General features: G+C 28.6%; 12 protein-coding genes and 2 pseudogenes. 5 read left to right on the top strand and 9 right to left on the bottom strand.

Annotated elements, in window-relative coordinates; all coding sequences use genetic code 11:
• Window positions 1–9: 9 nt before the first annotated feature.
• The 7 genes from lpxB to L8U04_RS01225 form a co-directional block, all read right to left on the bottom strand.
• Window positions 10–1,107, bottom strand: a complete 1,098-nt coding sequence (gene lpxB, locus L8U04_RS01255) for a lipid-A-disaccharide synthase (protein WP_263709230.1) — start codon at window positions 1,105–1,107, stop codon at window positions 10–12.
• Between the two features lie 149 nt (window positions 1,108–1,256).
• The gene (locus L8U04_RS01250; protein WP_263709229.1) at window positions 1,257–2,411 is read right to left on the bottom strand and encodes a serine/threonine-protein kinase; all 1,155 of its coding nucleotides are present in this window, start codon (window positions 2,409–2,411) and stop codon (window positions 1,257–1,259) included.
• Between the two features lies 1 nt (window position 2,412).
• Window positions 2,413–4,251 carry a site-specific DNA-methyltransferase gene (locus L8U04_RS01245; protein ID WP_263709228.1) on the bottom strand — a complete coding sequence of 613 codons (1,839 nt, stop codon included), beginning with the start codon at window positions 4,249–4,251 and terminating at the stop codon, window positions 2,413–2,415.
• On the bottom strand, window positions 4,238–7,087 hold the full coding sequence (locus tag L8U04_RS01240) for a DEAD/DEAH box helicase family protein (protein WP_220566576.1): 2,850 nt from the start codon (window positions 7,085–7,087) through the stop codon (window positions 4,238–4,240). The genes L8U04_RS01245 and L8U04_RS01240 overlap by 14 nt, the downstream gene beginning before the upstream one ends.
• A gap of 78 nt (window positions 7,088–7,165) precedes the next feature.
• On the bottom strand, window positions 7,166–7,738 hold the full coding sequence (locus tag L8U04_RS01235) for a cytolethal distending toxin subunit A (protein WP_133319530.1): 573 nt from the start codon (window positions 7,736–7,738) through the stop codon (window positions 7,166–7,168).
• 9 nt (window positions 7,739–7,747) lie between these two features.
• Entirely contained in the window at window positions 7,748–8,551 is an 804-nt protein-coding gene (locus tag L8U04_RS01230; protein ID WP_133319572.1) for a cytolethal distending toxin subunit B family protein, read from the bottom strand.
• A gap of 2 nt (window positions 8,552–8,553) precedes the next feature.
• Complete coding sequence (locus tag L8U04_RS01225; protein WP_133319529.1) at window positions 8,554–9,360, bottom strand: cytolethal distending toxin subunit A/C; 807 nt, start codon at window positions 9,358–9,360, stop codon at window positions 8,554–8,556.
• 156 nt (window positions 9,361–9,516) lie between these two features.
• Between L8U04_RS01225 and pepT the strand changes: the two genes are divergently transcribed.
• Complete coding sequence (gene pepT / locus L8U04_RS01220) at window positions 9,517–10,743, top strand: peptidase T (protein WP_263709227.1); 1,227 nt, start codon at window positions 9,517–9,519, stop codon at window positions 10,741–10,743.
• 24 nt (window positions 10,744–10,767) lie between these two features.
• Here pepT and dcuC read toward each other — a convergent pair.
• Together dcuC and pepE are read right to left on the bottom strand one after the other, a co-directional pair.
• Window positions 10,768–12,060: pseudogene (gene dcuC, locus L8U04_RS01215) on the bottom strand (C4-dicarboxylate transporter DcuC).
• A 9-nt stretch (window positions 12,061–12,069) separates the two neighbouring features.
• Window positions 12,070–12,774: a dipeptidase PepE gene (gene pepE, locus L8U04_RS01210; protein ID WP_263659505.1), complete on the bottom strand. Its 705-nt coding sequence runs from the start codon at window positions 12,772–12,774 to the stop codon at window positions 12,070–12,072.
• Between the two features lie 119 nt (window positions 12,775–12,893).
• Between pepE and surE the strand changes: the two genes are divergently transcribed.
• The 4 genes and pseudogenes from surE to L8U04_RS01190 form a co-directional block, all read left to right on the top strand.
• On the top strand, window positions 12,894–13,667 hold the full coding sequence (gene surE, locus L8U04_RS01205) for a 5'/3'-nucleotidase SurE (protein ID WP_263709226.1): 774 nt from the start codon (window positions 12,894–12,896) through the stop codon (window positions 13,665–13,667).
• The gene (locus tag L8U04_RS01200) at window positions 13,660–14,313 is read left to right on the top strand and encodes a ThiF family adenylyltransferase (RefSeq protein WP_263709225.1); all 654 of its coding nucleotides are present in this window, start codon (window positions 13,660–13,662) and stop codon (window positions 14,311–14,313) included. The genes surE and L8U04_RS01200 overlap by 8 nt, the downstream gene beginning before the upstream one ends.
• Complete coding sequence (locus L8U04_RS01195; protein ID WP_263709224.1) at window positions 14,297–14,752, top strand: GNAT family N-acetyltransferase; 456 nt, start codon at window positions 14,297–14,299, stop codon at window positions 14,750–14,752. The genes L8U04_RS01200 and L8U04_RS01195 overlap by 17 nt, the downstream gene beginning before the upstream one ends.
• Window positions 14,742–15,049 (top strand): annotated as a pseudogene (locus L8U04_RS01190) (hypothetical protein); the annotation flags it as partial. The gene L8U04_RS01195 and the pseudogene L8U04_RS01190, both read left to right, overlap by 11 nt.
• Window positions 15,050–15,053 lie beyond the last annotated feature (4 nt).

Below are 15,053 nucleotides of genomic sequence, written 5' to 3'. Positions count from 1 at the left end.
GATTTATCCTTATTTGATTTCATAAAGTATTTTAGCCAAATTTTTTGCACTTGCAAATTGCAAATATTCTTTTAAAAAATCTACTTTATCAAAAAATGCCTTATAATCGTATTTAAGATAAGCTTGATATAAATTTTCCACATTCACTTGCTCTTGTAAAAATTCAGGATTAAGCTCGCTTTTTCCTGCAAAATCTAAAAAGATATTTGCAAGGCCTATATGTTTGAGTTTTACAAAACATCTTGCGATAAATACATCAATAGCTTTAGCTTTATAAGCAAGCACAAAAGGCGTGCCGACCAAAGCTGCTTCAAGTGTAGCTGTGCCACTACAAATAAAAGCAAAATCAGCATTTTTTAGCACCTTTGGGGTGTTAGTTTGAATTTCAAAATTACTCATTTCTCCGTAAATTTCTAATCTTTTTAAATTAAACTCGGGTACGCAAAGGATTTTTTTACCTTTAAATTTAGTGCTTAACTCTCTAAAAATAGGCATCAAACGCTTTATTTCACTTTTTCTTGAGCCCGGTAAGAAAGCGATTACTTTTTCATCATCTTTTTTTGAAAATATAGAATTTATATCTTCTTTATTTTTAAATTCTTTTATCTCATCTAAAAGCGGATGTCCCACATAAGTGCTTTTACTAAAAAACTCACTATCAAAAGGTAAAATAGAAGCTAACGCATCAAAATGACTTTCTATGATAGGAATGCGTCCTTTTTTCCATGCCCAAACTTGAGGTAAAATATAATAAATTCTTTTTACTTTGGAATTTGCTTTTTTTAAAGCCTTTGCAAAAGGTAAGTTAAAGGCAGGAGAATCTATACATAAAATCGCATCAATTTTTTGAGCAAAACTTAAACTCACTAGCTCTTTTATGGCTCTTTTAGCTTTTAAAATGAGCGGCAAAACCTCTATAAAACCCATAGCACTAAACTCATGTGAGCTATAAAGTGGCTTGGAATTTAGACTAAATTCTTCACATAAATTCTCATCATAAATTCCCACTAAATCAAATTCTTTATATTCATTTTTATAAGCTTTTAAAACTTCTTTTAAATGTAAATTTGCTGATGGCTCTAAGGCACAAACTAAAAAGGTTTTCATTTTTTACTCTTTCTTACATCTTAAGGAAATATCATAACCGATTTTTTAATTCTCTAATAGTTTTATTTTAGTTTCACATTGTCTTAATTTCATTATTTGATAAGTTTATAAAATTTGATTACAATTTTATACCTGCTTAGTTTATATAATTAAAAAGGCAAGACAAAATCATCGTCTTTTGATGTAAAAGGAATTTGAGATATTTTCTCTTCAAGATTATCTAAAACAAGTTTTTGCATTTTGCCATTTAATGCTTTAAACCACTTATAAAATTTGTCCAATTCCTCGCACTTAATACAACTAGGATTTTGCTGTGTATAAAAATTATTTTTAATGATTATGTTTATAAGTTTAGAATTATTTTCAATATACTCATTAAAAGAATTTCTTTGAATAACCTTATCAATTTCTCCTAGAATTCCATTTATATCAGTATTTAATACAGGCTCTCCTATAAAAGAATCAACATAGCCAATAATATAATTTGAAAAAATATTATAAATCGCTTTATCTTCTTGGCTAATTTTTAAATTAACAAAATTTTCTTTGTTTAACTCTCTCTTTATGTCTGCAAAACTTTGATAACGAATTTTTTTTTCTTTTTTTATCATTTTATTTAAAATATCAAAATATTTAAAATTATGTTTATTTTCTGCCAAGTTATTGATAAGCCTATAAACCAAATCGCCCAAATAATAAATATCAGTTTGAATCGTATATTCCTTTTGAAAATACTCTTCTGGTAAAGTATCAACATCGTTTCTATTTATAATTGAATTTAAAGTATCCTCGTTTTTTTCTACATCAAAAATCTTCCCCAAGCCAAAATCAATAACTTTAACCACTCCATCATCGCCTATAAGAATATTTTTTTCTCTTATATCCCTATGTATAATGCCTTTTTCTTCTATATAAGCAAAGACTTCAATTAGTTGCATAAAAATAGAATTTAAATTTTCCAAGTTATTTTCATCATCAAAATACTCTTTGATATTTTTCCCTTGTATATACTCCATAATAATATAAGCCGTATGAGTATTTTCATAAGGATAATAATTAAAAATTCTGACTATATTTTTATGATTTAACTTATATAAAATCTTTATCTCATCTAAAAAATTTTTATAAAATCTCTTCTTATCATTTTCATCTAACATATCATCTGGATCATATTTTTTTACAACAAAAAGCTCATCGATAAAAACATCTCTAATCAATAAAACCTTACCAAACGAACCCTCGCCCAAAAAAATGATTTTTTCATAATCTTTTTGTTTGATAAATTTAATAATTTCTTGTTCCATATCAATACACCACTTTCAAGCGTTCTTTTAAAAAGCTTTCTAAATTTAAATAAATTTCTAAATCTATACCTCCAAAGCCATTAATATATACATTTTCATTTTGAGTATTTTTCAAAAAATTTAAAACTTCATCATCAAAATTTATCACATAAAAACTTTGTTCGCATTGATAAATTTTATCTTTTAAAATCATTTTTAGATCATTATCTAAGGTTTTACAATCTTGCAAAGTCAAATTTAACGCCTTTTCATACGGACTTAATTTTGCATGATTTATCAAATTTAAACTATCATTACCATCGCATACAAGCTCTGGTTTTTCCACCATAGAAAACACTTTAAATCCTAAGTCTAAATTTTTATCTGCATTTTCTTTTGCTATTTTTTCGCCTGCTCTTTTAACTCTTTCTATGGTTATATCGCTAATGACTGGGTTTTGACTACTTAGTTCGTTTTTACAAAAATCATAAGCAACTTTGCTTTTTTTCTCATCTATCTTTTCATCAAGTTGGACTAGGATAAATTTACGATTTCCATTATCTTGTGCATTTAGTTCCATAACTGCTTGTGCTGTTGTGCCACTTCCTGCAAAAAAGTCTAGAATAATATCATCTTTTTTTGCATTTGCAAAAAATATTTCTTTGATTAATTTAGTTGGTTTTGGATTTTCAAAAATCAATTTTCCATTAAATATATTTTCTATTTCTTCATTTCCATCTGAAGTCCAATATCCACTAAATATAGAATACATTTTAGATAAATTATCATCTTGATAAGAACAAATAAGATGAAAATTTGTATCTTTATATTGTTGTAGAAAATATTCACCACTATCAATTTTTGACTTTATATCATTATATTTTTTTTCACTAATCATTTTTTCTTTTAAAAAAATATCCAATTCTTCAAACATTAAATTTCTATGATCTATGACTTTTTTCTTATATTTTTTTAAAATTTCAACAATTCTCGGATGTCCATTATATTTACCATGAACTTTTCTTATTAAATCGTTATTAATATCTGCTTTTTCCTTATATTTAAAAAGTCCATTTAAATTTATTTTATCTTTTGTGTATATAAGTATATACTCATGTCCTTCATAAAAATATTTTGCTTGCCCTCCACCTGACTTTTTTTGCCAAATAAAACAAGAAACAAAATTCTCTTCTCCAAAAATCTCATCACAAAGTATTTTTAAATTTGCTTGTTCATTATCATCTATACTTATAAATATCACTCCATCTTCACGAAGTAAATCTCTAGCAAGTTTAAGTCGTGGAAGCATAAAGGAAAGCCATCCACTATGAGTTTTGCTTGATTTTATACTATTAAAAAACCTTAAAGTTTCACTTTCTATCTCAACTCCATTTTCATCGATTTCTAAAAGTCCTGTTTGTTTTAAAAGTTCTTTATAGTCTTTTCTAAAATCATCATTATAGATAAAATCATCATTTTTTGTATTGTAAGGTGGGTCTATATAAATCATTTTGATTTTTTCATAATAACTTTGCTTTAAAAGCTTTAAAGCATCAAGATTATCCCCTTTTATGATGATATTTTTGGTATTTTCAAAATTTAAACTCTGTTCTTTTTCAAATTTTAATTCATTGGTATTTTGAGTATTACATAAAGCATTTGCTAAAGCTTTACCAGCAAAAGTTAGCTCATAACCTTGGACTTTAGTATTTAAACCTAAAAGTTGCATAATTGCATTTAAATTTGGCACATTATCACTTATGGTTTGCGGGTAATTATGTTTTAAATGCTCTAAAAAATCATTTTTATTTTCTTTTGTATTGATTAAATTTTCTTTTTTTATATTATTAATATCTACCATTTAAAACTTCCTTTATACACTCTATGAATTTTTGTTTATTTAATCTTGTATTAAAAACAATATCTATATTTTCATTTTTTAAACTATCATTTAGATTTTTAAAAAATACTTTTGCATAGTCTATCTTTTTCTTTTCATTTGATGAAATATCATTTTCATCATCATAACCTTTACTTTCACATATAAAAAATATTTTTTTACCTTTATCATCTTCTAAAAAATAAGCAAAATCAGGTTCATAATTTTTATATGGAGTTGGAATGCTTAATTTTGGTAATTTCGCAAAAACTTTTATGGTTTTTTTTCTTATATTTTCGTTATTTTCTTTGATAATTTGTTTTTCTATATCAGAGTCATAAACCACACTTTCGTAAAGATAGTTTTTAGCTGGTTTTTCATCATCTATGTAGCGTCCTAATTTTTGCATATCTATATTGTCTATAATTTTGCCGTTTTCTACTAAATTCTCATAAGAATTTGAAAAAATATTTAAAGAAAATTCATAACTTAGACATTGCAATAAACTATGATGAAGATTATTTTTAATTATGTTTTTTAAACTATCAAAAGCTTTTTTAGGGGAATTTTCAAATTGAGTTTTATTTAATTTTTCATAAATCTTTAGCAAAAATTGCAAAGGAAATTTTTCGTTTTTACAAAAATTTAAAAATAAATTATGAATATCTTTATACAAACTAGCTTTATAATCAATCTCTTTTAAAATATCAATTTCTTGTGTGATTATGGTATTTTCTTGTGCGTTAAAAACTTTCTTTTCATAATACAAAATTTCTTTTTCTATTTTTAAAGCGTTAAATTCTTTTGCTATTGTTTCTATAAGTTCATTTTCTTTTATATTTTTATAAACTATATTTGCTTTTTTATTTATAATATCCCAAAGCTCTTTAAAATCTTTAGCTAGATTTGAATTTATTTTTATTTTTTTATTTTCTTTGTTTGCATTTATGATTTGCTTGTATTTATTTTGGGAGTTTTCATTAAGAATTTTTAATAAAACTTCAAATTTATCACCTAGAAGTTCTTTAATCTCATCATTATCTTTTATGTTTTCATATATAGGAGATATTATTTCATAATTACTTTGTTCTTCATTGTAAGTGATTAATTTTAATTTTTTTAAAATATAGACCAAATCATTAGCTAAATCTATATTCAAAAGATTTTCTAAAAAACTTTTTTCTAATATTTTATTATCAAAAGCAAAACTAGAATTTGTAATTTCCTTTTGCAAATTTTCTATATAGTTAAATTCTCTTGCACTAACTAAAATATCAAGATAATTAATATCATAAAATTTGCTATCATTAAAATCTAAATAACTATGGGTAATTCTTTTGCCTTTATCATTTACACAAAGTCTAAGTCCACGACCAACTTGTTGGTGTATGCTAATTTGCGAAGAAGAATTTGAAAGTTTGGTAAGGGTAAAAATATTTGGATTATCCCAGCCTTCTTGCAAAGCCCAAACACTAAAAATAAAACGCAAAGAAGTGTCAAATGAAAGTAATTTTTCTTTATCTTCTAAAATAAGTTTAACCCCGTAAGCTTCTTTTTCATCAGCACTCCCTTTATCGCCACTAAAATAACCTTGATGGACTTTTAAATTTCCATCTTCATCAAAATCTTTTTCCAAATATTCTCTATAAGATTTGTCTATTTTAGTTTCAAGTATTTGTTTTCTTTTTTCTTTATAAAGCTCTTCAAATTTATTTTTTATAAAAGGATTATCGCCTCTAAAATCTAAAATATTTGGTATAAAAAATAAGCTTAATGCTTTAATATTTTGTTTAAATAATTTTTCTTCTTTTTCAAAGTGTAAATTAATAGCATTTTGCAAAAGCCCTGTGATTTCTTCTTCACTTAAAACATAACTTTCTTTTTTTTCTATGATAATATCATTATCAAAATACGCTTTATTTTCTTTTACACTTTTTAAAATAGCATTATTTAAAATTTGACAGCTATCGCCTTTTTTGATTTTTATTTCTTGTTCTATGCCATTTGAAAAATAAGTAAAAGTAACTAAATCTCTTTTATATTCTTTTAAAAAAATATTTTTATTTTGAGTTCCTAAAGAACTTACTCTAACTTGCTTTACAAGATATTCTTTAAATGCCGATATAGAATCAAGACAATATACTAAATTGCTAAGCTCATAATCTTTTTCTTTTGGAAAAGTAGCTCCAAAACGAAAATAAATAGAATTTAATCTAGAAAAATACTCATTAAAGGCTTTACCTTTAAGCAAATGTGGTTCATCTATAATACTAATAGGCTTTAGATCTATGATATTTTCAAAAATACTTTTTGAATTAAATAAATTTTCATTGTTTTTGTTTAATATATTATCTTTTTTATCTATAGCACTATTTGTTAAAATCAACACTGAAAGCTCATCTTGATTTTTTATATAATGACTGATGATAGAATTTTGGCTTTTTGCATCTGTATAAAAATAAGCTTTTATGTGTTTTTTATACTGCACATAAAAATATTCTCTAGTAAGATCTATGTTTTGCTTTACGCTTTCTAAAATTGCTTTTCTTGGAACAAAAATAATGAATTTATTTTGTTTGTAAATTTTGTTAAGCTCAAAAATCAAATTTAGATAAGTAAAGGTTTTTCCTGTACCTGTTTCCATTAAAACATCTAAATTTAACTTATCGGTGATATTTTGTACCGGCAAGATTGTGGTTTTATAAAATTCTTGCAAACATTCTTTTAAATTATCTTGTTTTTTAAAATCAAAATCTTTTAAAAGCTCTATGATGTTGTTTATGCACTTTTCTTGATATTCTTGTTTTTCAAAAATCATTTTTTTCCCTAACAAAAACTAAAAAGACATTCTAACAAATTTTAACTTAGAGTTTAAACCCGCAAAAGCGGGTTAAATTTAATAAATCGGAGTTGCTTCAACAATAGCAGGAGCAAAGAAAAATAACTCTTTTAACTCTATCGGCACAGAAGGATTTACAGTGCAATCATCTAAGCCAAAACGATTTTCTATAGGTACGCGCGCTTCATAAAAGGTACTCATGCATTTTACCCCGCCATGAGTTAAAGATCTAATTTGTACAGCTGAACTTGTAGTAGGCATGATAGAAAAAACCGTTTGCATTTGCCCATCTTGTAAATCTTGCTTGCAAGATTTCACTCCAAAAGATTTTTCACTTAAGACAGCTAAACACACATCAGCACCTCTAGGGTTTATAAACTGCACATAGCCAAAAGGGCGTTGCACGGCATATCTATCTTTTTGTTTTAACGCATCGCTAAGAATTATCTCTTTTAAAAACCAATTTTGCTCTTCTAGTTTTTCAGAGCTATATCTAAAAGGACTAAGTGAAATTCCTGTTTCTAAAGATCTTATCGCGAACATAGGTGTAAAATCTTCTAAATCATCAAATAAAACTTCAGCTTTTAAAAAACTTAAAATAAAGCAAAATAAAATACAAATTTTTCTCATCATCTTCTCCTAAGGTCTTCTAAAATTTACAGGAAAATGATCCGAAGCTAAAAAAGTCCTAAGTCCTGCTACAGCTAAGATTGCAAGAATTCTAGGCGGACTATATAAAGATGTAGTGCTTGAATTTCCCGTAATCGCATAATCAATTGTATTGCCACCTGTTTGTGTAAAAGAAGGAGGTGCGACTATATTAATGCGAGATCTTAAATCCGGATCAATTAAATTTACAATAGTCCCAGGAGGTCTGTTGAAATCCCCTAAAATCATCCAATTAACCTGTGGCATATTCCTAAAGTGCATATCCACAGCACTTATAATAGCCCCTGCATCATTACCACCTCTTGATAAAGCGTGTATGCTAAAAAACGCATCATTTCCTATACGAATTCCTATAATAGGCCTTGAAGCAACGGTTGGAGGCGGTAAAACTATCACCTCATCAGCTCGCGTTCTACTCACAATAGCCATATTTACGCGATTTGCCCCAACATCAACTCTTGAGTAGTATATATAAACTGAATTTGGACGACTTGATGAGCCCAAATTCCACTCATACTCATGAATAGGAATGCCAACTCCCACGGGTTGAACTTGTCTTGGCGTCATTATAGCAGTGCTTGGTAAAACTCCTGCTTCTTGAACAGCCAAAATATCCATAGGATTAGCACCGGTTACAAGCTGTCTTATACTAATATTCCACTTACTTTCAGTAGAAGCTGATGCACCTTGTAAATTCCAAGTACCACTATTATAATTTTCCAAAGCAGCAAATAATAAATTAAAACTAAAAATCAAAAATACTATCTTTTTCATCATCACTCTCCCGTATAAGCATAAGGCGATCTTGTTTGAAAAGCAGGCGCACTAATGCTCCATTGTCTATCTAAATTTTTTTCTTTTGATTTCAAACAAGGTGTCAAATAAATACTATAATAGTCAAAATAAAATTCCTCCATTACATTTCCAACTGTCGTTTGTATACATTGTTGTGTTGCAAAATTTTGAATTTGATAAGCACCATTGCTCATAGGATATAATCTCCAAAATTGTGCAAAATTTGTCTGATCGCAAGGATAATGTACTATACCATTACCATAAGCATTTAAGCAAGTTAAAGTTTTTGCATTTTTAATCATCACAGTATTATTTGGAAATTCAATGAGTTGCCACACTCTTGCATCACCAAAAGATTTACTATCAAATAAATTATACCCCCATATCCAATTGCCTGGATTTAAAGCCCAAACCGTTAATGCAGCTCCATTTGGGTTCATAATAGTTACAAAATCGCTTACAAATCCTATATTTTCATACAAAGCATTTGAAGTAAATCCATTGCTTGATGTAAGCCTTGGTAATGGTCCTTTTACAGCATTATCTCCTTTAAAAGTATTGACTTTCATAAGAGGTGGCTCAAGCGGTATAGCTGGGATTTTCTTACCTTCCACTAAAGTTGGTGTTTTTTGTTTAGCCGGTGGAGTTGGATTTTTACCTATTTTCAAAGGATCTCCATCGCTAAATTCTCCAAAAGAACGCCCTAAAGGATTGATTTCTTTAGAAGAACATCCAACAAAAAAAGTTATAAATACGCTCAATATCATCATAAATCTAAGTTTTTGCATATTCTCTCCTTAAAAAATATAAATTTAAATATATTATCATAATTTTAAATAAATTTTGATAGAAAATATCATTTAATAAAATCTTCTTAGATTAATCAAATATTTTAAAAATGAATTGTTATAATTTTATTAATTTTAATCTAAAAAGGAAAAATTATGGATATTGTACAAAGATTTATAAATTACACTAAGATTAATACCACTACAAGTAGAGAAAATGGCACCAAAGGCATTATGCCATCAAGTCCTAATCAAATGGAGCTTGCAAAATTACTTGAAAAAGAATTACAAGAACTAGGTTTAAAAGACATCAAAAGAAGAGAAAACACCATCACCACAGCTCTTTTACCAGCAAACACTCCAAATGCTCCTAAAATAGCCTTTTTTGCGCATTTAGATACAAGTATGGAACAAACTAATGACACCAAAGCACAAATCACTAAGTATCAAGGTGGAGATATATGCTTAAATAAAAACTTAGATCTTTATTTGAAAGAAAGTGAATTTAAAGAGCTTAAAAACTACATAGGAGATGATATTATCCACACTGATGGCACAAGCTTGCTTGGAGCTGATGATAAAGCAGCCATTGCAGCTATTATGGATATGCTTGAATTTTTTGTTAAAAATCCTGATATTAAGCATGGTGATATTTATGCTTGCTTTTTACCTGATGAAGAACAAGGTTTAAGAGGGGCAAAAGCTTTTGATATAAAAGAAATTAATGCTGACTTTGGATATTGTTTAGATTGTTGTGAGATAGGAGAGTTTATTTATGAAAATTGGAATGCAGGAGATTGTGAAGTAGAATTTATAGGAAAATCTGCTCATCCTATGAGTGCTAAAGGAAAATTAGTTAATTCTTTACTTTTAGCACATAAATTTATCTCTATGCTTCCAAATGGCGAAGCACCTGAATACACAGAAAATAAAGAAGGATATTTTTGGGTTAAAGAACTCAAGGGAAATAGCGCTAAAACTATTTTAAAAATAGATATTAGAGAATTTGATGATGAAAAATACAAACAAAGAATGCAATTTTTACAAGATTTAAACGATAGTTTTAAAAAGCTATATGGAGAAGAAAGAATTAACATTAAGCTTAACGATCGTTATAAAAATGTCTTTAATAGTCTAAAAACAACCAAATCTTTGCCTATTAAACTTGCTTTACAAGCTTATGAAAATTTAAATATCAAAACTAAAATCATTCCTATGCGTGGAGGATACGATGGAGCGGTGCTTTCAGAAAAAGGCCTACCTTGTCCAAATATCTTTACTGGAGCACATAATTTTCACTCTATTTATGAGTATTTGCCTGTTAAATCTTTAAAAGCAGCGAGCAAAGTTATACAAGAAATCATCATCCTAGCCGCAAAATAAATTTAAGCCTTTTAAGGCTTAAAATTATAATAACACAAAAGCAATTACAACCACCGAAACAACACAACCTAAAGCAGTTCTTTTAACAATTTCTAAAGGACTAACCCCAGCTATAGCTGAAACGATAATGCAAGCTCCTAAAATAGGCGAAAGGTATCTTCCAAGCACTGCTGACATTGCCACTGCAGTACCAAGTTTAACTTGATCAAAACCAAGATCTTGAGCATGAATAGTTACAGCCTTGTTAAATGCCATAGCAGCAGCATCACCGCTACCTGTAATCATAGCCATTAAAAATGGTATAAAAGTTCCACCAAAACGCACATAATGCTGTTCATTTTTAAGCCATTCTATGATAATATCAATTACACCGCATGCTTTTAAACCCGCAACAAAAACACTAGCAGCTATGATAATCCCTATAATCTCTGCATAAGATTTTCCCATACCATTGAAAAACTCTTTAAAAATATTATCAGGCTTACTCATAGTTACTACCAAAGCTATAATCGCCCCTAAAAGCATGGCTTCAGCAACTCCAACTTGTTTTGTCCATGTTAAAAACTCATAATCATTTAAAGGACTTGCGCCTATGATTAGTACAATCAAAGGCACTAAAGGCATAAGCGCATAAAATACATTTACTTTTTCAATATTATCTTCAGTCTTGTTTTGATTAGCCACTTCAAAAACTTGCCCTTTTTGATAATCTTTAAAAATCACTGCCATAATCATCAAAGAAATCATCACTATCACTCCTGCTGTTAATGCATTTGGAGTTTGAGTTAAAACAATTTCTTGTATATTTTTCCCTGAAATTTCAGAAATCAAAGCCGTATGAGAAACACCTGGACTTAAAATTCCTCCTATAGTTCCACAAAGCACTGTTGCTGCTGCCATGGCAGGTTTTATACCCGAAGCCATTAAAAGTGGTATTAAAGTCGCACCAACTGCAGCTGAACATCCTGCCGCTGAAGGTATAGCTATAGCGATAAAAAAAGTCACCATAAAAGCAAGTGGGATTAAGAAAAATCCTACATTTTTCAAAGGTGTTGTAAGTATTTTAACCAAATGTTTATCACATTTAGTCACTTTCATCACAAAAGCAAAGCCCATACTCGCACAAATTGCCTTAATCAAAGCAGGTTACACCATAGCATGTGTAAAAGCACTCAAAGCTTCAATGGGCTTAAGTGAAATCAAACATAAAATAAAACCAACACTAATTAAAGCTGTTTTTGTTTCTACTTTTTTAATAAGCAAATAAACCACAGCCACAATACCAAAAATCGCAGCTAAAAGATAAAAAGTTTGCATTTTTCTCCTTTAGATTTTAGTTATTTGATTGACTTTTAAATATTCTACATTAAAAGGATGACTTAGCTTTAACACATCATGATAACCTATGATTTTTAAGCTATCATCTTGCACTTTTAATGCAGAACCCTCCGGTATAGCATAAACAATGTCTTTTGGATTAGTTAACAAAAACTCTTCCAAACGCTCTTCTCTACTTTCTCCGTTGTGTCCAGGAATTTTCCCGCCAATAAAATGTGGGTTGATTTGACAAGGAAAAACCCCTAAACTATCAAAACTTTTTGGCATAACAATAGGCATATCATTAGTTGTTTTTATGCTAAGGCCTGCTATGTTTGAGCCTGCACTCCAACCTATATAACAAGCCCCTTTTTCAATACACTCTTTTAACACTTCAAGCAAATCGTTTTCATATAATTTATGCAAAAGCATAAAACTATTGCCACCACCTACTAAAAAAACCCTTGCATTTAAAATCGCTTCTTTTAAATTTTCAAAATGGTGTAAAGATTTGATATTATCTTTTTTCAAGCCTTCTTTTACCCTAGCTTCATAAGCATCATAAGTCCTTCTAACACCCGCATAAGGTATAAAAAGAATTTCTTCATCTTTCATGGAATTTTCTTTTAAAAAATCATCTATAAATTCTCTAGTATGACTTAAATAAGCACTATCTTTATAGCCAGAAGCACTAAAAAGTAAAAGTTTTGACATCATTCTTTCCTTTAAAAAATTAATCAAAACTATAATTTTAATATTTAAAAAATGAAAAAACAATTTAGTAATAAAAAAATATTGTATTACTTGTGTTAGAATTTAAAAAAGGAAAAAACATGAAAGAAATTTTAATAACAAACGATGATGGCTATGAAAGTGAGGGTTTAAAAAAGCTTATAAAAATGCTAAGAAAGCATTTTAAAGCTAAAATTACCATAGTAGCTCCTGCTAGTGAAAAATCAGCATGCTCACACTCCATAACGCTAACTAAGCCTTTAAGATTTCATAAGGTTGGTAAAAGATTTTACAAGCTTGATGATGGCACGCCTGCAGATTGTATTTATCTAGCTTTACATGCTTTATATAAAAAGCGTTTGCCTGATCTTGTCATAAGTGGAATTAACAAAGGTGCTAATGTAGGCGAGGATATAACCTACTCAGGAACTTGCGCAGGTGCTATGGAGGCTGTGCTTCATGGAATTCCCGCCATTGCTTTATCGCAATTTTACAAAGATAATCAAAAAGAGCTTGATTATAAACTTGCTTTAAAACTTACTAAAAAAATAGTCAAAAATATCTTTGAAAAGGGCTTTCCTTTAGATAAAAAAGAATTTTTGAATATCAACTTTCCTTCTAGCAAAACAGCCTTTCAAGGCTTAAAAATTTGCAAAGCAGGTAAAAGAATTTATAGTTATGAAGCACACTCAAATACAAATCCAAGAGGTGTAGAATACTACTGGCTAGCTGCTGCTAATCTTGATCATGAAAATGAAAAAGACTCAGACATAGCACTTTTAAAACAAGGCTATGCCACAATAACCCCTATAATGCTTGATCTAACAGCTTATAAACAAATGAAAAATCTCAAAAAATGGATGAAAAATGGATAGATACACGCGTATAAAATGGCTTGTTAATGAAGAAAATTTTATTAAATTTCAAAATACTAAAGTTTTAGTTTGCGGACTTGGTGGAGTTGGTGGAATTTGTGTTGATGCACTTTTTAGAAGCGGCTTTAACAATCTAACATTAATCGATGCGGATAAATTTGAAACTACTAATCAAAACCGCCAACTTCATAGTGAAAATATAGGCGAGGAAAAAGCTAAGGTTTTTGAACGCATTTACAATGCCAAAGGTATAGTTAGTAAAATCGACGATGAGTTTTTGAAAAGTTTTAATTTGAGTGAATTTGATCTTATCATCGATGCGATTGATGATATACCTGCTAAGGTTGCTTTGGCTAATTTACTTGATTTGAAAAAGCAAATTTTTATCTCATCAACCGGTGGAGCTAGAAAGCTTGATCCAACGCGTATTAAAACGACAAGCATATTTAAAACACATGGCGATGCCCTAGCTAAAAAATTCCGTTATGAGCTTAGAAAATCAGGCTTTAAAGGGGATTTTGATGTGGTATTTTCAGATGAAGAAGCTCATTGTAAAGATCTTGGCTCATTTATGGGTGTAACAGCTTCTTTTGGACTTGCTCTAGCTTCTTTGGCTTTAAGGAAAGTGCTTGATAAGAAAGCTTGATATAAAAGACTTAACTCCTTGTATCAAGCTTTTTAAGCAAAGCGTATCCACTCTTTGTAAAAACGATTATACAAAAGAACAAATTCGTGCTTGGATTAATATAAACCAAAAAGCTTGGGAAGAAAAATTCCAAAATCAACTAGGTTTTATTTATGAAGAAAAAGGCCAAATTGTATCTTTTATAAGTATAAATTCAGAAGAAAAAACACTCGATCTTTGCTTTACTCATGCAAACTATGCTCATCAAGGTTATGGTAAAGCTTTATTAGAATTTGCTCTTAAAAACTACCCTTATAGTGAAATTTATACTTTTGCTAGTCTTAGCGCTAAAAATTTCTTTTTAAAAGCAGGATTTAAAATTATCAAAGAAAATATTGCTATAAGAGATCAACAAGAATTAAAAAATTTTTTCATGAAAAAGAAAATAAAACAATTTTAAAAAAGCAAACAAAATGCATTTTATCTGCTTCTACTTTAAAATTTTCAATGTCTTAATTACACTCAATAAAGGTATTATAAAAGATAATAATAAATTTTTCACTACAAAGGTAAAAATTATAAATATCATCAAGCTAAGTGAAAACACAAACTGGAATTTAAAACAATATAGACAAATTGTAAGTTTTATAAAAAGTAACAAAATTTACGCTTTTGTCTTAAATATATAAATGTAAATGATTTAAAAAAGCTTTACCTAAGAGAAGAAGTAGTAAAACTATATCTAGATCAATTATAAACAA

The organism is Campylobacter sp. IFREMER_LSEM_CL908 (assembly GCF_025771545.1).
Classification (GTDB): Bacteria; Campylobacterota; Campylobacteria; order Campylobacterales; family Campylobacteraceae; genus Campylobacter_D; species Campylobacter_D lari_D.
The sequence above is the reverse complement of the archived record's forward strand: the minus strand, read 5'-3'. Positions and strand labels throughout refer to the sequence as shown.

What these genes read in the sequence shown, in the direction of transcription:
- L8U04_RS01240 (WP_220566576.1), bottom strand. Translation starts at nt 7,087, where the DNA reads ATGATTTTTGAAAAACAAGAATATCAAGAAAAGTGCATAAACAACATC.
- L8U04_RS01245 (WP_263709228.1), bottom strand. Translation starts at nt 4,251, where the DNA reads ATGGTAGATATTAATAATATAAAAAAAGAAAATTTAATCAATACAAAA.
- L8U04_RS01250 (WP_263709229.1), bottom strand. Translation starts at nt 2,411, where the DNA reads ATGGAACAAGAAATTATTAAATTTATCAAACAAAAAGATTATGAAAAA.
- pepE (WP_263659505.1), bottom strand. Translation starts at nt 12,774, where the DNA reads ATGTCAAAACTTTTACTTTTTAGTGCTTCTGGCTATAAAGATAGTGCT.
- L8U04_RS01225 (WP_133319529.1), bottom strand. Translation starts at nt 9,360, where the DNA reads ATGCAAAAACTTAGATTTATGATGATATTGAGCGTATTTATAACTTTT.
- L8U04_RS01230 (WP_133319572.1), bottom strand. Translation starts at nt 8,551, where the DNA reads ATGAAAAAGATAGTATTTTTGATTTTTAGTTTTAATTTATTATTTGCT.
- L8U04_RS01200 (WP_263709225.1), top strand. Translation starts at nt 13,660, where the DNA reads ATGGATAGATACACGCGTATAAAATGGCTTGTTAATGAAGAAAATTTT.
- pepT (WP_263709227.1), top strand. Translation starts at nt 9,517, where the DNA reads ATGGATATTGTACAAAGATTTATAAATTACACTAAGATTAATACCACT.
- surE (WP_263709226.1), top strand. Translation starts at nt 12,894, where the DNA reads ATGAAAGAAATTTTAATAACAAACGATGATGGCTATGAAAGTGAGGGT.
- lpxB (WP_263709230.1), bottom strand. Translation starts at nt 1,107, where the DNA reads ATGAAAACCTTTTTAGTTTGTGCCTTAGAGCCATCAGCAAATTTACAT.
- L8U04_RS01235 (WP_133319530.1), bottom strand. Translation starts at nt 7,738, where the DNA reads ATGAGAAAAATTTGTATTTTATTTTGCTTTATTTTAAGTTTTTTAAAA.